At 35.0% G+C, this 20,868-nt stretch carries 19 protein-coding genes; 9 read left to right on the forward strand and 10 right to left on the reverse strand.

The window, feature by feature from the left end; genetic code table 11:
• Window positions 1–26 precede the first annotated feature (26 nt).
• The 5 genes from RM520_RS10930 to uvrB all read left to right on the forward strand — a co-directional run bounded on the left by RM520_RS10930 (window position 27) and on the right by uvrB (window position 7,308).
• Window positions 27–1,556, forward strand: coding sequence for a thrombospondin type 3 repeat-containing protein (locus tag RM520_RS10930; RefSeq protein WP_311388038.1), 1,530 nt, complete (start codon window positions 27–29; stop codon window positions 1,554–1,556).
• 99 nt (window positions 1,557–1,655) lie between these two features.
• Window positions 1,656–2,552: an ABC transporter ATP-binding protein gene (locus RM520_RS10935; protein WP_311388039.1), complete on the forward strand. Its 897-nt coding sequence runs from the start codon at window positions 1,656–1,658 to the stop codon at window positions 2,550–2,552.
• 10 nt (window positions 2,553–2,562) lie between these two features.
• Entirely contained in the window at window positions 2,563–3,396 is an 834-nt protein-coding gene (locus tag RM520_RS10940; RefSeq protein WP_311385740.1) for an ABC transporter permease, read from the forward strand.
• Between the two features lie 144 nt (window positions 3,397–3,540).
• Window positions 3,541–5,268 carry a T9SS type B sorting domain-containing protein gene (locus RM520_RS10945; protein WP_311388040.1) on the forward strand — a complete coding sequence of 576 codons (1,728 nt, stop codon included), beginning with the start codon at window positions 3,541–3,543 and terminating at the stop codon, window positions 5,266–5,268.
• Window positions 5,269–5,319: 51 nt separating this feature from the next.
• Window positions 5,320–7,308, forward strand: coding sequence for an excinuclease ABC subunit UvrB (uvrB, locus tag RM520_RS10950; RefSeq protein ID WP_311388041.1), 1,989 nt, complete (start codon window positions 5,320–5,322; stop codon window positions 7,306–7,308).
• A 91-nt stretch (window positions 7,309–7,399) separates the two neighbouring features.
• Here the strand turns inward: uvrB and RM520_RS10955 are convergent, their stop codons facing one another.
• From RM520_RS10955 to RM520_RS10975, 5 genes are all read right to left on the reverse strand, one after another.
• Window positions 7,400–7,825 carry an Hsp20/alpha crystallin family protein gene (locus RM520_RS10955; protein WP_311388042.1) on the reverse strand — a complete coding sequence of 142 codons (426 nt, stop codon included), beginning with the start codon at window positions 7,823–7,825 and terminating at the stop codon, window positions 7,400–7,402.
• A gap of 116 nt (window positions 7,826–7,941) precedes the next feature.
• A complete protein-coding gene (locus RM520_RS10960) occupies window positions 7,942–8,343 on the reverse strand; it encodes a TerB family tellurite resistance protein (protein WP_311388043.1) in 402 nt (133 codons plus the stop codon).
• A 103-nt stretch (window positions 8,344–8,446) separates the two neighbouring features.
• Window positions 8,447–8,782, reverse strand: a complete 336-nt coding sequence (locus tag RM520_RS10965) for a hypothetical protein (RefSeq protein WP_311388044.1) — start codon at window positions 8,780–8,782, stop codon at window positions 8,447–8,449.
• 429 nt (window positions 8,783–9,211) lie between these two features.
• Window positions 9,212–10,405: an ADP-forming succinate--CoA ligase subunit beta gene (gene sucC, locus RM520_RS10970; protein ID WP_311388045.1), complete on the reverse strand. Its 1,194-nt coding sequence runs from the start codon at window positions 10,403–10,405 to the stop codon at window positions 9,212–9,214.
• A gap of 97 nt (window positions 10,406–10,502) precedes the next feature.
• Window positions 10,503–11,144 (reverse strand): LON peptidase substrate-binding domain-containing protein, encoded by a 642-nt coding sequence (locus RM520_RS10975; RefSeq protein ID WP_311388046.1) that lies wholly within the window; start codon window positions 11,142–11,144, stop codon window positions 10,503–10,505.
• Between the two features lie 157 nt (window positions 11,145–11,301).
• Here RM520_RS10975 and lysA point away from each other — a divergent pair, with 157 nt between their 5' ends.
• Together lysA and RM520_RS10985 are read left to right on the forward strand one after the other, a co-directional pair.
• Entirely contained in the window at window positions 11,302–12,543 is a 1,242-nt protein-coding gene (lysA, locus tag RM520_RS10980; RefSeq protein ID WP_311385748.1) for a diaminopimelate decarboxylase, read from the forward strand.
• A gap of 60 nt (window positions 12,544–12,603) precedes the next feature.
• Window positions 12,604–13,113 carry a thioredoxin family protein gene (locus RM520_RS10985; RefSeq protein WP_311385749.1) on the forward strand — a complete coding sequence of 170 codons (510 nt, stop codon included), beginning with the start codon at window positions 12,604–12,606 and terminating at the stop codon, window positions 13,111–13,113.
• Window position 13,114: 1 nt separating this feature from the next.
• Here the strand turns inward: RM520_RS10985 and RM520_RS10990 are convergent, their stop codons facing one another.
• Window positions 13,115–14,248, reverse strand: coding sequence for a DUF819 family protein (locus RM520_RS10990; RefSeq protein WP_311388047.1), 1,134 nt, complete (start codon window positions 14,246–14,248; stop codon window positions 13,115–13,117).
• An 84-nt stretch (window positions 14,249–14,332) separates the two neighbouring features.
• Window positions 14,333–15,805, reverse strand: coding sequence for an IMP dehydrogenase (gene guaB, locus RM520_RS10995; RefSeq protein WP_311388048.1), 1,473 nt, complete (start codon window positions 15,803–15,805; stop codon window positions 14,333–14,335).
• Window positions 15,806–16,027: 222 nt separating this feature from the next.
• On the opposite strand from guaB, the gene RM520_RS11000 reads away from it, so the two are divergent.
• Entirely contained in the window at window positions 16,028–18,247 is a 2,220-nt protein-coding gene (locus RM520_RS11000; protein ID WP_311388049.1) for a TonB-dependent receptor family protein, read from the forward strand.
• Between the two features lie 58 nt (window positions 18,248–18,305).
• Here the strand turns inward: RM520_RS11000 and RM520_RS11005 are convergent, their stop codons facing one another.
• Window positions 18,306–19,175: a hydroxymethylglutaryl-CoA lyase gene (locus RM520_RS11005; RefSeq protein ID WP_311385753.1), complete on the reverse strand. Its 870-nt coding sequence runs from the start codon at window positions 19,173–19,175 to the stop codon at window positions 18,306–18,308.
• A 15-nt stretch (window positions 19,176–19,190) separates the two neighbouring features.
• A complete protein-coding gene (locus tag RM520_RS11010) occupies window positions 19,191–19,817 on the reverse strand; it encodes a LysE family translocator (protein WP_311385754.1) in 627 nt (208 codons plus the stop codon).
• A 79-nt stretch (window positions 19,818–19,896) separates the two neighbouring features.
• Here RM520_RS11010 and RM520_RS11015 point away from each other — a divergent pair, with 79 nt between their 5' ends.
• Entirely contained in the window at window positions 19,897–20,325 is a 429-nt protein-coding gene (locus tag RM520_RS11015) for a Dabb family protein (RefSeq protein ID WP_311385755.1), read from the forward strand.
• A gap of 1 nt (window position 20,326) precedes the next feature.
• Here the strand turns inward: RM520_RS11015 and RM520_RS11020 are convergent, their stop codons facing one another.
• Window positions 20,327–20,860, reverse strand: coding sequence for a DinB family protein (locus tag RM520_RS11020; RefSeq protein ID WP_311385756.1), 534 nt, complete (start codon window positions 20,858–20,860; stop codon window positions 20,327–20,329).
• Window positions 20,861–20,868 lie beyond the last annotated feature (8 nt).

Below are 20,868 nucleotides of genomic sequence, written 5' to 3' on the forward strand. Positions count from 1 at the left end.
CTTTGTTTTAAACTTAGACATCTACTTTGATTAAATCACCACAAATTTTAATACAATTATCTTTTTTATTTCTAGTCTCAATGGGTTTTGCACAAGACTCCGATGGAGATGGCGTGAATGACAGCATTGACAATTGCCCGACTGAGGCTAACCCATTTCAAGAAGATTATGATAGCGATGGAGTTGGAGACATTTGTGATCTTGATGATGACAATGACGGAGTACTAGATGAAGAAGAATGTACAATTAATGTTTGTTTAGAACCAATAACCAATGAAGGTTTTGAAAACCCAGTAATCCCAAATAGTAGCTATAGATTAAGAAATGAAAATAGCGTACCTGGATGGCTTACAACAGCAACAGATAACCGCATTGAAATTTGGTCTACTGGCTTCTTAGGAGTTCCATCTTTTGAAGGGAACCAATTTGTAGAGCTTAATGCAACACAAAATTCCGCTCTTTATCAAATTTTATGTTTGACTCCAGGCTCATTAGTAAATTGGTCCGTCAGACATAGAGGTAGAAGTGGCGTTGATGTCGCCGAAGTAAGAATAGGTTCTGACTTAATTTCTGCTACTACTGAAGCCATAATGACGGATGGAACTTCTAGTTGGGGGTATTATTCTGGAACCTATACCGTTCCAAATAATCAAGATAATACATTCTTTATTTTCGAAGCCATATCAACTGCAGGAGGTAGCATAAGTGTGGGGAATTTTATTGATGATATTCAAATAACCGTTAGTTTTTCTCCAACTTGTCCGGACACAGATAATGATGGAGTATTCAATAATTATGATGTCGATGCTGACAACGACGGTATTTTTGATGTTGTTGAAAACAATAACGGAGCCTTAGATACAAATAATGATGGTATTATCGATGCTAGTAATGGAAGTGTAGGTACAAATGGCCTTTTTGATATTGTTGAAAGTACAGCAGATAGCGGCGTTTTAGATGTCGGCTACGATTCCATAGATACTGATAATGACGGCACTCCAGATTACAATGAGATTGATAGTGATAATGATGGATGTAATGATGTTATCGAAGCAGGATTTACCGAAAGTAATTCAATTACTGGTGAACTTCAAGGAACTGGTTATAACGTGTTAAATGGGGCAGTATCGGGTGGTTTGAATGGCTATACAACTCCAAATGATTCAAATAATGATACTAGTTTTGATTTTCAACAGTCTGGAAGTGGGCCTATTATAACAATTCAACCCAATAACGAAAAAGTACTTTTACCAAATAACGGCACATTTGTCGTTACAGAGAACAACACTTATAATTATCAATGGCAAGTAAGTATTAATGGCGGTGCAAATTACAATGATATTGTAGACGGCAGCCAATACATGGGAGCACAAACGGATCAACTCACTATAATACAACCAGAATTAAATTTAGATGGTCATCTATTTAGGGTTGTACTCTCAAATCCAAGTTTCATTTGCGATGATACTACCATCTCTAATGAAGTTGAACTAAATGTTGGTCCAAAAAACATCATTACCAACCGAAGAATTACCCTTCGCGTTAACCAAGACTAACTATTAATATTCGTTCTTATAATGTTTTTAAACAGAAGTTGTAACAATTTATGACCTATATCGTCATACTTCTATAACAATCAAAAAACCAATTCTGTTTTGGACACTATACTAACCGTATCCAATCTTACCAAAAAGTTTGGACATCTTACCGCAGTTAAAAATTTATCATTCACCATAGAAAAGGGCAATGTCTATGGTATTTTAGGCCCAAATGGTAGCGGAAAATCAACTACATTAGGAATCATATTAAATGTTGTTAATAGAACAGCAGGAGAATTCAGTTGGTTCAATGGTGACACATCAACCCACGAAGCATTAAAAAAAGTAGGAGCAATTATTGAACGCCCAAACTTTTACCCATATATGACAGCCATTCAGAACTTAAAATTGGTATGCAAAATCAAAGAAGTTCCGGTTGATAAAATTCAAGAGAAATTAGAATTGGTTGGTCTTTGGGAAAGAAAAGACAGCAAATTCAAAACCTACTCTTTAGGTATGAAGCAGCGACTTGCAATTGCTTCTGCCCTGCTCAATGACCCTGAGATTTTAATATTAGATGAACCAACCAATGGTTTAGATCCACAAGGTATTCATCAAATTAGGGAAATAATTAAGAAAATTGCTGGTCTGGGAACTACCATTCTTCTAGCTTCACACCTTTTAGATGAAGTTGAAAAAGTATGTTCACATGTGGTCATTTTAAGAAAAGGTGAAAAGCTATATTCTGGCCCTGTTGATAGTATGCTTGCCAGTCATGGCTTCTTTGAATTACGTGCCGTGGAAATGGAAAAACTTAAAGGAGTTTTAGACAATAATACAAGTTTTAGTAAGATTGAAGCTGATAATGGAATCATAACTGCTTATTTAAAAGAAGATATGGATGCAGAGGCTTTAAATAAAATCTTATTTGAGAAAGGAATTGTGCTTTCTCATTTGGTAAAAAGAAGAGAGAGTCTTGAAGAGCAATTTTTAGAATTAACCAAAAACAACTAATCCAAACGAAATGGTACGTTTACTACAAATAGAATTCATAAAACTCTGGAATAATAGAGCCAGTAAAATATTAATTACCTCTTATTTTGTATTGTTGACCTCTATTGCTTTGGTAGCTGCAATAAAATTCGACATTGGGCCGGTGAAGTTTCATTTAGCAGAAATAGGTATTTTCAATTTCCCATATATCTGGCATTTTAACACCTTTGTAACAGCATTTTTTAAATTGTTTTTAGCCATCGTTATTGTGTCTATGATGGCCAATGAATACAGCAACAAAACTATAAAGCAAAATCTGATTGATGGACTATCTAAAAAGGAGTTTATTTTATCAAAATTCTTAACAGTAATCTCGTTTTCATTGATTTCAACTGTTTTTGTCTTTGTTGTTTCTTTGATTTTAGGGCTGTTCTATTCTGATTACAATGAGATGTCCATAATATTTTCTGATTTAGAATTCGTTTTAGCATTTTTCATCAAGCTTGTTGGTTTCTTCTCCTTTTGTCTTTTCTTGGGCATTTTAGTCAAACGTTCAGCCTTTGCCCTTGGTTTTCTAATTATTTGGCAAGTTCTAGAAGGGATTATAAGAGGACTTATCAGATGGAAACTTTTTGACGGCGATACAACAGAGACTATAATGGGGTTCTTTCCACTACAATCAATGTTTAATTTAATTAAGCAACCAATTACAAGACTAGAAGCAGTGCAGACCGTAGCCGATCAAGTAGGAGAAAATGTTATTTTAGATTATCATGTACATTGGTATGAAATTTTAATAGTATTCGCCTGGACAGCTATTTTTATTTACCTGTCATATGCTTTATTAAAAAAACGCGATTTATAAGAAATTTTTTGCTTTTCTTTTTCCATTGCAAGTTGCTATCAAAGCACTTAAAAAGAGGAAACATGAAGTTTAAAGACGATTATACTTCAAATTTTTAAGCCTAAAAGAAGTTCACTATATTACAGTTCGTTTGAACGATGCTGTATGAAAAGAAAATTGCTCCTTATACTTGCACTATGTATTTGTGCCTCGGGTTTTACGCAAGACTGTCCTCCACTGCTAAGTCCAGTAAGTGGTCAAGTCGATGTGCCTGTTGATGCTACAATTACTTGGGACCAAGTAGACGGAATACCCGGATATCAGATTCTGTTAGGTACAGCACCTGGACAATCAGATTTAGGTCAGGCCTCTGTTGGTAGCGCAACTTCTTTTACACCGGAGACTGGCCTTCCAGAAAATACCGAGGTCTTCGTAACAATCATTTTAGATTTTTTATTTGAAGGCGGTACTGATATCGTATGTGACAGTCAATCATTCACCACAGTTGACGTTACTACAGCACCAGGCTGTACTACCTTACGTACTCCTGTAAATGGTTCAACTGGAGTAAGTGTATTCACGAATATTCTATGGAATTATGCCGCTACGGCAACGAGCTATGATATCATTGTTGGAACCGCACCTGGACTTGGTGATATTGCAACTACTAATGTGCAAAGTTTAGCTTTTAATCCAGCTGGTGAATTTCCACCAGACACGTTAATTTATGTGGAAATTATACCTCGAAATGAAAATGGCACGGCCTTAAGTTGTACTGAATTCACCTTCAGAACAGGAGCTGTAGCACCCCTACCAAGTTGCACAAGTCTTATTCAACCTTTAAATGGGGCAACCAACATTCCGCTAACACCACTTTTAGAATGGGTGGCTGTACCTGGAGCAACAGGTTATCGCGTTACTATTGGTACTACCCCAGACGGTTCCGACGTTCTTAATAATGCAACATTTTTTACCAATTCAACTTTCGTTATTGATTTTGAACCGAATCGTACATTCTTTATTACCATTACTCCCTTCAATGATTCAGGTGATGCAATTACCTGTGGCCAAGAAACTTTTTCCACTTTATTGGGCTGCGGACCTTTCTTAGACCAAGATACCGGTGAGTTTGTTTCACTCAATCCTGATATTACCTTACCAAGTGTGTTTTCATTTTGTGAAAATTCTGACCCTTTAACTATTACCGCTCCGATTGGTGCTGATGGATATCGTTGGGTGAATTTTGATGAATTTGGAACACAAACATTATTATCCGAATTAAATGAGGTCACTATCACACAAACTGGTAGTTATTATCTTGAAGCGTATACCATAATTTCTCAACCTGGTGGAGTTATCGAGTGTCCAACCATTTTAGAGTTTGATGTAGTTTCTTCTGAGATTGCTACAATTAACAACCTTGTAGTTTCTGAGACCGCTTTAGGCCTTAGAATTGAAGTGCAAGTGAGTGGTGCTGGCGATTATGAATATGCCATAGATGATATTACAGGCCCATATCAAGACAGTAATGTTTTTAGTGCAGTTAAACCAGGTGGACACACCTTATATGTCAGAGATAAAAACGGATGTGGAATTGTTGAAGATAGTTTTGTTCAAGATTTAACCGTTGAAGGTTTTCCAAAATTTTTCACACCTAATGGTGATTCAACTAATGATTTTTGGCAGTTTATTCAGCCACAAGGGGAACAAATTATTCTAGCAAGCATACAAATTTTTGATAGATATGGTACATTTATTGCCGAGATAGATCAGAATTCTAGAGGTTGGGATGGCACCTTCAATGGAAGACCTTTGCCATCGGGCGGTTATTGGTTCAAAGCCATCGATGATAATGCTAGAGAAGTTCAAGGTTTTTTTACCCTTAAGCGTTAATCTTAAATTTTGACAAGCTTTTGTGACCCTCCGTTTTAGTATTTTTACCATATGAAATTTAAGGTTGTTGCAGATTTTACCCCTACAGGAGACCAACCACAGGCTATTGATAAATTAGCTAAAGGTATAGAAGGCGGTGAACCACATCAAACATTATTAGGAGTAACTGGCTCAGGGAAAACATTTACCGTGGCTAATGTGGTGGCAGAAGTGCAAAGACCTACTCTAGTTTTAGCTCATAATAAAACACTAGCTGCGCAATTGTATTCTGAGTTTAAGCAATTTTTTCCAGAAAATGCTGTAGAATATTTTGTATCTTATTATGACTACTATCAGCCAGAAGCTTATATTCCAACTAGCGGAACATATATTGAAAAAGACCTCTCAATTAACGAGGATATTGAAAAACTAAGATTAAGCGCCACCTCTTCATTACTATCTGGCCGCCGTGATGTATTAGTTGTTGCATCTGTTTCGTGTTTGTATGGTATTGGTAATCCTGTTGAATTTCAAAAAAATGTAATTTCAATACAAAGAGACCAGGTAATTTCTAGAACCAAATTTTTACATCAATTAGTGCAAAGTCTCTACTCTAGAACAACTGCAGATTTTAGAAATGGAAATTTTAGAGTAAAAGGAGATGTTGTTGATGTTTTTCCAGGTTATGCTGACCATGCATTTAGAATTCATTTTTTTGGAGATGAAATTGAAGAAATAGAAGCTCTAGACCCTTTCAATAATAAGGTTATTGAAATATATGATAGTTTAAATATTTACCCAGCCAATATGTTTGTAACATCGCCAGATGTTCTACAAAACGCCATTCATCTTATCCAAGATGATTTAGTAAAACAAGTTGATTATTTTAAAGATATCGCTCGACCGTTGGAGGCCAAACGTTTAGAAGAACGGACAAACTTTGATTTGGAAATGATTAGAGAACTAGGCTATTGCTCAGGAATAGAAAACTATTCAAGATACCTAGATGGCCGAGAACCTGGTACAAGACCTTTCTGTTTATTGGACTATTTTCCAGATGATTATTTGATGATTATTGATGAAAGTCATGTTACAATACCACAAGTTCACGCAATGTATGGTGGTGACCGATCAAGAAAAGAGAATTTAGTAGAGTATGGCTTTCGATTGCCTGCAGCAATGGATAATAGACCTTTGAAATTTGAAGAATTCGAAGCATTGCAAAACCAAGCCATTTACGTTAGTGCAACTCCAGCAGATTATGAACTACAATTATGTGAGGGAATATATGTGGAACAAGTTATTCGACCAACTGGATTACTTGACCCGATAATTGAAGTTAGACCAAGTTTAAATCAAATTGATGATTTAATTGAAGAAATTCAAAAAAGGGTGGAGTTAGATGAACGTACATTGGTAACCACCCTTACCAAAAGAATGGCCGAAGAATTAACAAAATACCTTTCGCGAATTGATGTGCGTTGTCGTTATATTCATAGTGATGTAGATACCTTAGAACGCGTCGAGATTATGCAAGATTTACGTAAAGGGATATTCGATGTTTTAGTTGGCGTAAACTTGCTACGTGAAGGTCTTGATTTACCAGAAGTATCCTTAGTAGCAATTTTGGATGCAGATAAAGAAGGGTTTTTAAGAAGTAATCGTTCTTTAACACAAACCGTTGGTCGTGCAGCGAGACACTTAAATGGTAGAGCACTAATGTATGCCGACAAGATTACGGACAGCATGCAAAAAACAATTGACGAAACTAATTATCGTAGAGAAAAACAAATCGCTTACAATACGAAGCACAATATGGTACCTAAAGCCCTTAATAAAAGTTTGGACAGTGCTTTAGCAAAAAATTCGGTATCTACCTATCATTTTCAAAAAGAAGAATTGCGAGCAGCAGAGCCAGATTTAGCTTATTTGACGCCTGATCAAAAAGCAAAAATGGTTCAACAAAAAAGAAAAGAAATGGAAAAAGCCGCAAAAGAGCTAAATTTTATGGAAGCTGCCAAACTTCGTGATGAGATTAAAATGCTACAAGAACAAGAATAAAAAGAAAGCGCCACTTTAAAAAGTGACGCTCTCCATACTAACCAACTAATCAACCAACCATTATGAAAACCAAATTGGCCCCATAATACACTTATCTTATTTCAATTAAACGCTTTGGTTTCGGCAAAGCTTCTTCTTTTTTTGGTACTAACAGCTTTAAAATTCCACTTTCATATTGTGCATTAATCTTGCCACCATCTACAGTTTTAGGCAGTGTAAATGCTCTTTTAAATGAAGTATGTGAAAACTCTTTTCTGGTAAACTTTCCATCTTTGTTTTCGTTCACTTTCTTTAAATCAGATGAAATAGTAAGCACATCGTTGTCTAACTCAATGTTAAAATCATCTTTTTGAAAGCCAGGTACAGATAATTCAATGACAAAGTCACTATCATTCTCCTTAATGTTTACTGCAGGAATATTATGATTCATGTTTTCAATACCACCAAACCAATCAGGATTGAAGATATCATTCATTAAACTTGGGAATATTAAATTGTTTCTTTTAACTAAACTCATGGTGAATAAATTTTAAAATTATTATCACCAATACATAGTCAAAAGATATACCAACAAGAAACAACTGTCATTTTGACTTGTTTTCTTGAGATGGAAATGCCATAATGACACTTTGTCTAATTTTGATGTATTTTGAAGATATTAATGAGTACCTGTGGCGGTACTATTTTATTAGGGTATTTATGCATTATTTCAAGTACCTGGCCTATAGCTGATGGCCTTAGCCCCATCCAAAGTCCGATATTGTGCAATTGCTCTATCTCCTTTTTATGCTGTTCTTGATCAACATTCATCAATAATAACAAACGATGAAATTGAACGATTTTTTTCAATTCTGTTTTTGGTGTTTTGATAGAGGCTTTTTCTTTTAACAAAGTATCCAACGATGCCTTTTTTATTTCAAGTAGATTGGCTACACTAAGAAGAAAATCGTATTCTGATTCTTTAATTTGATGATCAACTCTAGCAAAGGCTATGAGTTCACTCAACACACTTAGTTTGTCTTGGTAGGTATTCATAAAGAAAGGGTTACTTTATTATAACTGCAAGAAACTGGATTTCGTATAATAAAAAAATCCTGAATGTTTTCAGGATTTTTCAGCTAATTCAAATAACTATACTTTATACAGCTATTCTCACAGGAACTGTGTATGTTCTGCCTTCTTTAAAATCAATGTCATCTACTTTTTTATAATTCAAACGCCCTTTAACAAAGCCTTCTAAAGAATCATTTACTGTATCAACAGAAAGAACAACAATCTCACCATCCTTATTGATAGTAAATTGCACTTTCGCAGTTAAATCTTCTTCAACGTCAAAAGAATTACTTTCTAACAGTTGATGAATTTGGGTAGATAAATTTTTTGTAGGATTTACAGGTTCAGCATTACTATTTGCTGATACGTTAACAGCTGCAAACATAGTAGCAGCAACCAATACTAGGCTAATTTTTCTCATGACTTGTTGTTTTTATCTCCGATTATTTTTTAGGAGATTGATTAATAATTGATTGATGATGTAATATTATAAAGACGTTCAAAAAAAGAAATTGTTACATGATGTGTATTTTTTTAACAATAATTTATCGAATTCCCTATTTCTTACTCTGTTCAAAATTAGATTGAAAAGAAGGACTATACTAAGGTCAAAGTGCTATTTAATACTTTAATAAATTTGGTAACAATGAATTCACTTATGAAGCATATTTCAAACTTGACTACCTATATAAATGATTGATACCTGTTATTAACAATAACTATGGAAAAATCATGGATTGATTGGAATTGATATTTTTAAATCAATAATTCATTCAGTTCACTATCAAAACAAAAAAAGGGCAATGTTACATAAACATCACCCTTTCAATTATAGTTAGAGAAATTTAGCTTAAGCTAACACCTCTTTTACTTTATCAGCAGCTTCTTGAAACTGAACAGCAGAATGAACTGCTAATCCAGAATTATCAATAATCTCTTTTGCTAACTCAGCATTAGTACCTTGTAATCTAACAATAATCGGAACCTTAATAGCATCACCCATATTTTTATAAGCATCTACCACTCCTTGTGCAACTCTATCGCAACGGACAATTCCGCCGAAAATATTTATTAAGATAGCTTTGACATTGGTGTCCTTTAAAATAATACGGAAAGCTTCTTCTACCCTTTTTGCATCTGCTGTTCCACCTACATCTAAAAAGTTTGCAGGTTCACCACCAGCCATCTTAATTAAATCCATTGTTGCCATAGCCAAACCAGCTCCGTTCACCATACAACCTACATTACCATCTAAATCAACGTAATTAAGCCCTACAGCCCTTGCTTCAACCTCTATAGCGTTCTCTTCTCTTAGGTCACGCATTTCAGCATATTGTTTTCTTCTAAATAATGCATTATCATCAATAGAAACCTTAGCATCAACCGCCATAATCAAGTCATCCGAAGTCTTTAAAACTGGATTGATTTCAAACATACTTGAATCACTTTGTACATAAGCTTTATATAATGACGCAACAAATTTGGTCATCTCTTTAAAAGCAGTGCCTGATAACCCAAGATTAAAAGCAATCTTTCTTGATTGGAAAGGCATTAATCCAACAGCAGGGTCAATCTCTTCTGTAAATATCAAATGAGGTGTTTTCTCTGCAACTTCCTCAATATCCATACCTCCTTCAGTAGAATACATAATCATATTTCTGCCCGTACCTCTATTAAGTAAAACCGACATATAAAATTCGTTAGTTTCAGATTCACCGGGATAATACACATCTTCCGCAATAAGTACTTGATGAACCTTCTTGCCTTCAGCCGAAGTTTGAGGTGTTATTAGATTCATACCTATAATACTTCCAGCTATTTCTTCTACTTCTTTTAAGTTTTTAGCTAATTTAACACCACCACCTTTACCACGGCCTCCTGCATGAACTTGAGCTTTAATAACATGCCACCCAGTACCTGTTTCTTGAGTTAACTGCTTAGCTGCATCTACCGCTTCTTTAGCATTATGAGCAACTATACCACGTTGAATACGTACTCCAAAACTTGCTAAAATCTCTTTACCTTGATATTCGTGAAGGTTCATATGAATGTAAAATTTTATTTGGCCACAAAAATAGGGAACCAGTAGTAGATTTAATAATTATCTACAAAAGAATTGAATACAAATGAAACCAAAAACCTTAGTCCACCTTAAAATCTTCAAAATCTAAAGGATCAAAATTCTTAAAGTGCCCGTTCATCTCAATTACAGCTTTTGTTGTATTTATTTGTTTTAAAATAGCAATAGTTGATTCTAAGTGAAGTCTAATAAAATGAAGCCTTTCGATTTCATTGGTAAGTTGCAACAATTCATATTCTTGATCAAAAGATAATCCCATTTTATGTGCAAAAGCATAACTATTAAATTTATCGGCTGGGACCGTTGGCAATTCTACAGCCATTAATTGATATAACTCTTCAATTTTTGCAAGCACATCAGAACGCAAATTTTCATCCGCATCATTATTAGCCTCTAAAAATTCTACTTCGCCCCCAGCATAAAGCTTATCTCCCATTTCATTCTCAAAAGAAACAACTTTAAAAACCTGTCTAGCCACGCAAACCACATCCATTTCACCACCTTCATAAGTATTTACAACTTCTACTAATTGTACTTCTGTTCCAAATTCAATTTTTTTATCAATGTAAACAGGAATTCCAAAAGTTATGGCCTCACTACGACAATCTTTAATTAATTCTTGATAACGCTCTTCAAAAATGTGAAGAGGAACAGTCTCTCCAGGAAAGAAAACAGATTGTAATGGAAACATTGGTAATTTCATTAGTGCAAATATTTTTTTTCTAAAATAAGAACAAGTAGACAATAGGACAACTTTACACTTTGTTATTTTTATAACAATTTGTTGTATTTATTTAATTATCTGAATAATTTCTTGTTTCACATGAAAACCTATTTTAAATTTGATAAAAATTGGTATTATGGATTCTAATAGATTGTTGAAAATTGCTGAAGATTACGGTGCACCACTTTATGTCTATGATGCCGATAAAATTACCTCACAATACCAAAGACTTACGAACGCTTTCGATGGCGTAGAAAATTTACGTTTGAATTATGCTTGTAAGGCATTATCGAATATTGCTGTACTTAGATTAATGAATAGTTTAGGTAGTGGTTTAGATACGGTATCAATACAAGAAGTAAAACTTGGCCTATTAGCAGGTTTCAAACCTGAGGCAATTATCTACACCCCAAATGGTGTTTCTTTAGAAGAGATTGAAGAAGCTGCTGCACTTGGAGTTCAAATCAACATCGACAATCTATCTGTTTTGGAGCAATTTGGTAGCAAACATCCAGATATTCCTGTTTGTATTCGTATTAATCCACATGTGATGGCAGGCGGTAATTCAAACATTTCTGTTGGTCATATAGATTCTAAATTCGGTATAAGTATCCATCAAATTCCACACTTATTACGTATCGTTGAATTGACAGACATGAATATTAATGGAATTCATATGCATACAGGGAGTGATATCTTAGATATTGATGTCTTCCTTTATGCTTCTGAAATTCTTTTTGAAACTGCTAAAAACTTTAAAAACCTCGAATTTATTGATTTTGGTAGTGGCTTTAAAGTACCATACAAAACTGGGGATATTGAAACTAACATCGAAGAATTAGGTAAAAAGCTAACACAACGTTTTAATGAATTCTGTGAAGAGTATGGAAAACAATTAACATTAGCATTTGAACCGGGCAAGTTTTTAGTAAGTGAAGCTGGTTATTTTTTAGCTAAAGTTAATGTTGTTAAACAAACTACATCAACAGTATTCGCTAGTGTTGATTCTGGGTTTAATCACTTAATTCGCCCAATGCTATATGGCTCTAATCATGAAATTGTAAATATTTCAAATCCTGATGGTCGAGAACGCTATTATTCTGTTGTTGGTTACATCTGTGAAACAGATACCTTTGGTAGCAATCGTCGTATAAATGAAATTAAAGAAGGTGATATTTTAGCCTTTAAAAATGCTGGGGCTTACTGTTTTACTATGGCAAGTAATTATAATTCTAGATATCGTCCAGCCGAAGTATTATTTTATAAAAATCAAGCCCACCTAATTCGCGAGCGAGAAACATTTGATGATATACTTAAAAATCAGGTTGATATATCTCAAGTTTTTGAAGAAAAAGTAGAAAAAGTGACCGCGAAATAATTTGGCACAATTTTCGTTAGTTTTGATATAGTCTTCGGACTATAGAAAGAAAGCGGAATTATGAAGAAGTTTTTAGTTATCACAGGCTTATTTTTTACCGTTACATTGACCGCTCAACAGGTGCAATGGGTATCTTGGGATGAAGCTGTAACCTTATCTAAAACAGATGCGAATCCAAAAAAGATTTTTATTGATGTTTACACCGATTGGTGTGGCTGGTGCAAAAAAATGGATAAAGAAACCTTTCAAAATCCTGAAGTAGCTGCTTACATGGCCCAAAACTTTTATATGGTCAAAATGGATGCTGAAGGTAAAGAACCCATTGAATATGATGGCAGAACTTTCAAATTTGTTCCTCAAGGAAGACGTGGTTACCACGAACTTGCGGCAGCACTGCTACAAGGAAAAATGAGCTACCCGACGGTAATCTTTTTAGATGAAAAATTAAAAATGCTTTCTCCCGTACCCGGGTATCAAAAAGTAGAACCTTTTCTTCAGATTGCTCGTTATTTTGGAGATGATATCTATAAAGACAAGGATTGGAAATCGTATACAGGTATTGGTAAGTAATTTACAATATAGCCACTACCATAAAACCTAGATAAGTTCCTAAGGCATTTCCTAAAGTACCTACCAGAATAGCTGGAAGTATTAATTCTTTGCGATTAAAAGTTTCTGCTAGGGCAATTGCCGACGTCCCTCCACCAACGTTAGCTTGACTCGCAATAGAAATCATGTCCCAATCTTTGAATAATAAACCTCCCAAAATTATTATTAGTAAACCATGAATAAGTACTGCTATTGATGTAAACAAGAGCAGTGTTAACCCAACTTCTTTTAGAGCTACTACAGCTCCAACTTCACAATATGCTCCAATCACAGCTAAAAACAAGTAAACTAAATATAACCCTAGTTCATGTGAACCATTAAGTTTAGAAATAAAGGGGGTTTGAGCCAAAACTATTCCAATTGTTGAAAGTGTAATTATTGACGGAATACTCGGCAACCAGATAGAAACAAACTCCGAAACCAAGAATGAACTTAATCCTATAAAAATTAACCAAGCAAAGGAATTTAAATCCATAGAGGATTCCTTATTCAATTCATTAGTCCTATTTTCAGTACTAAGCTTTTTATCTTTAAAGCGCTTTCGTAGTATTACTGGAAAAGCTATTGTAATTACAACCCAAATAGCGGTAACTACATTATCTACTGCAATCGCACCTGCATAGAGAGTTCCTTTTTTTTGAAAATCATAAGCCAAGGCCACAGCATTAAAATTAACACTACCACCGGTATAAGTACCTGTAAGCATACCTGCCAAGATTTTGCCATCATCGCCAAGAACGTTTTGCGGCGAAATTAGATACCATGAGGCCAATATTCCTAATACAGTCGCTAAAGACCCGATTAGAAAAAGCCCTATCATGGGCGCGCCTGCTTTTTTAATAGATTTTAAGTTAGCTCCCAATAGTAAATAAAAAATTGAAATTGGCGCTAGATAACTAAAAATAACATCATACAAAGGAATAGAATTCGAAGCAGACGGAATTAATTTAAAATTGGCTACGATAGCAGTAAAAACAATAACTAAAAGGGCCGCACCAAAAGGTTTTCCCCATTTCTTTTTTGCCGCATAGAGCGATAGCAGCACCATAAGTGCTAAGACGGTTAAAACATAAATAGGGTTTTCAATGAAATTCATTATTGCATGTCGCTAACTACAGCAAACATAGGCAAATGATTTAGAAGAATTCAAATTAAAGACTTAGAGGAAATTTAGCGCTAATTACCTACTATAATTCGGACTTTCTTTGGTAATCGTAACATCATGTGGGTGACTTTCATTGATTCCGCTAGCTGTAATTTTCACAAAACGACCAGTCTCCTTTAGGGTTTCAATGTCTTTAGCACCACAATAACCCATACCCGCACGCAAACCACCAACAAATTGATGTATGCTTTCAAAAAGATCACCTTTGTATGGCACCCGACCTACAATTCCTTCAGGAACTAATTTTTTGATATCGTCCTCCACATCTTGAAAGTACCGGTCTTTTGATCCTTGTTTCATAGCCTCTACAGAGCCCATACCACGATAGCTTTTGAATTTACGTCCTTCGTAGATAATAGTTTCACCAGGAGATTCTTTTGTTCCAGCCAACAATGAACCCAGCATGACAGTATCAGCGCCTGCTGCGATTGCTTTAGGAATATCACCTGTATATCTTATACCTCCATCTGCGATTACCGGCACACCGGAGCCTTTGATTGCTGCTGAAACTTCAAGTACAGCAGAAAACTGTGGAAATCCAACTCCGGCTACTACTCTAGTGGTACAAATAGAGCCAGGTCCAATACCCACTTTAACCGCATCAGCACCGGCTTCTACCAAATATTTAGCAGCTTCTCCGGTGGCTATATTACCAACAATAACGTCTAATTGAGGAAATTTTTTCTTTACTTCTTTTAGAACTGCAACAACACCTTTAGTATGTCCATGAGCTGTGTCTATAACAACCGCATCAACTCCTGCATTAACAAGGGCTTCTGCCCTATTGACTGCATCACCAGTAACACCCAAGGCTGCTGCGACACGGAGACGACCATACATGTCTTTATTAGCAATCGGCTTTTGCGTCAATTTAGTTATATCTCTAAAAGTAATTAGCCCAACCAATTTGTAGTTGGCGTCAACCACAGGTAGTTTTTCAATCTTATGTTCTTGCAGAATATCTTCGGCTTCAGAAAGTGAAGTTCCCTCGGCAGCAGTTACCAAGTTTTCTGAGGTCATCACTTCAGAAATTGGTCTTTCATTATTTTTTTCAAAACGTAAATCTCGATTAGTAACAATTCCAATCAACTTACCGCCATTGTCAACGATTGGTATACCGCCAATACTATGCTCTTTCATATTTGCCTTGGCATCACTTACTTTTGAGTTAAGAGGCATTGTAACCGGATCTAAAATCATTCCGCTTTCAGCACGTTTTACTTTACGAACCTTAATTGCTTGTTGCTCAATGGTCATGTTCTTGTGTAAAACTCCAATACCACCTTCTTGAGCTATAGCAATTGCCATTCGGCTTTCTGTAACAGTATCCATAGCAGCAGATACAATAGGAACATTAATCGTTATGTTACGAGTAAATCTTGATTGAATACTGACTTCTCTAGGTAGCACTTCTGAAAAGGCTGGCACTAAAAGAACATCATCGTATGTAAGGCCTTCGCCGAGAATTTTGTTTAGGTGAGCTTCCATTGCAATTACGGATTAATTGCGTGCAAAGATACTGTTTTTTAGTTAGTGTTTTAGAAACACCTAATGTTGCCTTTAAGTTCTAAAAGTTAAAATTTAGCTCTAATTCCTTGTTAATGAAAACTTAATGTTTTATTATTTTTAATTAATCTAAATAAACTTTGTTTTTATAGAAACCTCTTTTACATTTGTATCATTATTCTTAATCAGTCTAAATTAAAACAAATGTTCAAAAAGATAAGTTTATCATTAATTATAGCTACTTTTTACTCTTTTGCACAGCAAAATCAAAGTCAGCTAATCGATTCAATTCGTTTAAAGGAAGTGGTACTTTCAGCCAAGGTCATTTTAGGTAGCAAATTCGAGGCAAAAAATAGAACTGGATCTGCTTATTATATTTCACCAGAAGAAATAAAGAAATTCAATTATACCGATGTTAATAGAACATTACGAAGTGTTCCAGGCGTCAATGTGTATGAGGAAGATGGATTCGGCCTTAGACCTAATATTAGTTTACGAGGTACCTCACCGGAACGTAGTTCAAAGATAACGCTAATGGAAGATGGAGTTTTAATAGCGCCGGCACCTTATAGTGCGCCTTCAGCCTACTACTTTCCAACAATTGCAAGAATGCAGGCTGTAGAAATTTTGAAAGGAAGTAGTCAAGTACAATACGGTCCATATACCACAGGAGGTGCAATTAATATGCTATCTACTGAAGTTCCTGATGATTTTGGAATTTTCATCAACTCTAGTTATGGAAGTTTTCAAAGTGGTCGCCTTCATGCACAGTTAGGTGATAGCAAAAAGAATTTCGGGTATTCCGTTGAGTATCTTAACTATAATTCTAATGGATTTAAAGAGCTTGATGATGGCGCTGATACTGGGTTTGACAAAAACGACTTAGTAGCTAAATTTAAGGTTAACACCAATCCAGAGGCGAAACTGGGCCACGAGTTTGAGGTTAAATTTCAATACGCAGATGAAACCTCTGATGAAACCTACTTAGGATTAACACAAACTGATTTTATTATATCTCCGTTTCGCCGGTACTCCGGTTCACAAGTTGATCAAATGAATACGGAACATCTCCAATTCATGGGAACTCATACCTTAAAATTTAGTGATTACTTTAGAATAACCACTGTTGGGTACTATAATGATTTTAGTCGTAATTGGTACAAACTAGATTATGTATCAGTAAATGGAGAAAATCAAGGAATTGCTAATATCATAGAGGACCCCGTCACCTTCGCTTCTTACTATGATATTGTTAGTGGTGCTGCCAATACCAGCGATAACGATGTACTTGGGGTAAAAGCCAATAATAGAAATTATCTTTCTACCGGAGTACAAACTAAACTAGACTATCATTGGACAGGTGAAAATACCTTTCATGATATAGAAGTGGGCTTGCGCTATCATTTTGATGAAGAAGACCGCTTTCAATGGGTAGATGACTACAGTTTAATAAATGGTATTATGCAAATAACTAGTGCAGGCACCCCAGGCACTAATGCGAACAGAATTAGCGATGCAAAAGCTTTTTCGTCTTATGCTTTATATAAACTTAAGTATAAAGATTTAACATTAACCCCTGGCATTCGTTATGAAAACATTACCCTTAGTAGAATGAATTACGGAACTAATGATATTGAAAGAACAGGGGTTGAATTAACAGAACGCGAAAATAAAGTTGATGTCTTTATACCGGGAGTAGGATTCAATTATAATTTTGAAAACTTATCTTTATTCGGCGGAGTGCATAAGGGGTTTTCTCCACCAAGTAACCAAGAAGGTGAAAAACCGGAAGAGAGCATTAACTACGAATTAGGCACACGATTTTCTTATGGAGGACTAACCGGTGAAATAGTTGGTTTTTTTAATGATTATAGTAATTTATTGGGGAGTGATTTAGCTGCTTCCGGAGGCACAGGATCACTAGATCAATTTAATGCTGGTGAAGTTAAAGTACAAGGTCTCGAGGTATTACTAAATTATAATCTATTACCAAATTCAGAAAGGTTTGTTTTACCAATCACCATAGGCTACACATTGACCGATACAGAATTTTTAAATAGCTTCGGAAGTGAGAATGATATCTGGGGAGAAGTTACAATTGGAGACGAGCTACCTTATCTTTCAAAGCATCAACTAAACACTACTATTTCTTTTGAACACGAGAAGTATGAAATAAACTTTAATGGTCGTTTTAATGGTGCTTTCAGAACGCAAGCTGGTACCGGAAGAATTCCAGAAAATGAAAAAGTAGCTTCAAATTTAATTCTGGACTTAGGTGGTAAATATCGTTTGGGCGAGCACATCGCAGTAACGGCCAATATGATGAATCTCTTAGATGAGACTTATGCAGTAGCTAGAGTACCTGCAGGTCTAAGACCTGGAATGCCTTTTGGAATTTTTGGAGGATTAGAAATTCGTTATTAATAAGATTTAAAATTGTCTTTTATACGGCTTTGAACGCCCAATTTTTATTGGGCGTTTTTTAATGATAAGCACCAAATAATTCAGTTGCCTTATTATATGCTGCTTCAAAAGTCATCCAGTTTACTCCTGACTCGGCTTTTTCTTTCGTAAAATACGATAGCATTCTTTCTGTGGGCATATTACCCGTCAATTCATCTTTAGCCATTGGGCATCCACCAAAACCTTGCACAGCACCATCGAATCTTCGACAACCTGCTTCAAAAGCTGCTGCTATTTTTTCGTGCCATTTAGTTGGCGTCGTATGTAAATGTGCTCCAAATTCTATTTCAGGATATTTTGGAATCAAGTTAGAAAACAAATATTCAATAACTTCGGGTGTTGAAGTACCTACTGTATCTGACAAAGAAAGTATTTTGGCTCCCATTTCGGCAAGTCTTTCTGTCCACTCCCCAACTATTTCAACATTCCATGGGTCACCATAGGGGTTTCCAAAACCCATAGAGATATAAGTAACCACCTTTTTATTGGCGTAATTGGCAATTTCTAATATTGATTTTAACGTTTCAACAGACTCTTCAATAGTTTTGTGCGTATTACGCATTTGAAAGTTCTCTGATATAGAAAAAGGATAACCTAAATAATTTATTTGCTCGTGTTTGCTTGCATCATTAGCTCCTCTAGTATTTGCAACAATAGCCAACAACTTACTTTTGGTTTTAGTAAGGTCTAAGCTATTTAAAACCTCGGCAGTATCTACCATTTGTGGAATAGCTTTAGGAGAAACAAAACTGCCGAAATCAATAGTATCAAAGCCACAACCTAATAAAGACTGAATATACCTGACCTTCTGTTCTGTTGGAATAAAGGTTTTGATACCTTGCATGGCATCTCTTGGGCATTCAATTACTTTAACTTTATCCTTCGACATATGATAAAATTAAGCTTATTTATCCGATAGCAATAGATAAACTGCTATCGATATAAAAACCATGATTTGCATCCACTTTAGAAACACCCCTGCACTACTGTTTTTTGTAATATACTTGGAAATTTTACCTGCTAGAATAGCTATAGATCCAAAAATAATTGACGAGACCCCTATGAAAAGAAAACCCAAGACATAAAACTGAATAACTGTGTTTAAACTTTCACTAAAAAGAAATCCAGGAAAAAAAGCTAAGAAAAATATTGTCACTTTAGGGTTCAGGACATTCATCCAAAACCCAGTTTGAAATAATTTTCCAAAACTTTTTTTTGTACCCGTTTGATTAGGAAAATCAATATGAGCATCACTTTTAAAAACTTTATAGCTTAAAAACAAAAGATATAAAGCTCCAAAAAGTTTAATTATAAAAAATAATGACTCGTTCTCCTTTATTAAAACTGATACTCCAAAAGCCAATAAAGTAGTATGAATTAAACAACCGGTCATTAAACCTGCTGTTGTTGCTAAACCATACTTTTTACCATTTGCAATACTTTGCACCAAAACAAAAATGTTATCTGGACCAGGTGAAATTGCCAAAGCGGCAGTTGCAAATATGAAAGCGATAAGAATTTCGTAGTTCAATAGAGTTGTTTTGTTTTAATTCTTGAAAATACGAAATACTATAATTGTATCTTTCATCTGAAATAATCAAAAACTATTTATGAAAAAATTTACTTTCAATCTTCTGCTTATAGGCATAATCATTATGATCAGCTCTGCCTTTATTACCAATGACAACCCAAAGTTTACTGAGTTCAGTGAAAATAATTATAAACAAGAAGCAGATAGCTTGTTACGGCATGTAGTGCTCTTTAAGTTCAAAGAAGACACTTCTGCAGAAAAGTTGAAAGAAATAGAAACTAGTTTTAATGCGTTACCTTCAAAAATCAAAGAAATTAAAGCATATGAGTGGGGACTAAACAATAGCCCAGAAGGCCTAAACAAGGGCTTTACTCATTGCTATTTTGTTACTTTTAAATCTGAAAAAGACAGGGCTATTTACTTACCACATCCAGAGCATCAAGCCTTTGTAACTATTGCTTCACCATTCATTGAAGATGTTACCGTGGTAGATTACTGGACCAAATAGGCTACCAAGTATATTCTGGCGGTTTAATATTATTCATTCGCAAATAAAGATTCGATTTTGCCCTATGGTTTGCCATATGATCCTGTACATAGAAAAGAGCAAAAGCTCTACTTACAGTATTTCCACTATGGTACATAATACAAGTTTCGTCTAGTTTTTCTTGTGTTATAGTCACAATTACATTGGTGGTATAATCAAATCCCTTTTCTAGAAGCAATAGAATATCTTGCTTACTCATTTTACCAGCATCAGGGCTGTTTGGTTTTACTTCTAATCCTTCAACATATCTTTTAGTCAATAATTCAATAGTGTATCCTATATGAACCATTTGTTCTGCAAAGCTTTTACTTTCTGCAGTGGGTCTATAAGTATATAAATCTTCAGGCATCGCTTTAGCCACTTGCAAACAATGCATTTTAGCTTCCTGCCATACTGGCAAGTACATTTTAGAAAATTCAGTTTTGGGTTCTTTTGACTTCTGCGAACAAACGCTTAGCGAGCAAAAAATAAGAATGATTAAAGTAAATGACTTCATTTGAAAAA

The organism is Croceitalea vernalis (assembly GCF_031846405.1).
In the GTDB taxonomy this organism is placed as follows: domain Bacteria; phylum Bacteroidota; class Bacteroidia; order Flavobacteriales; family Flavobacteriaceae; genus Croceitalea; species Croceitalea vernalis.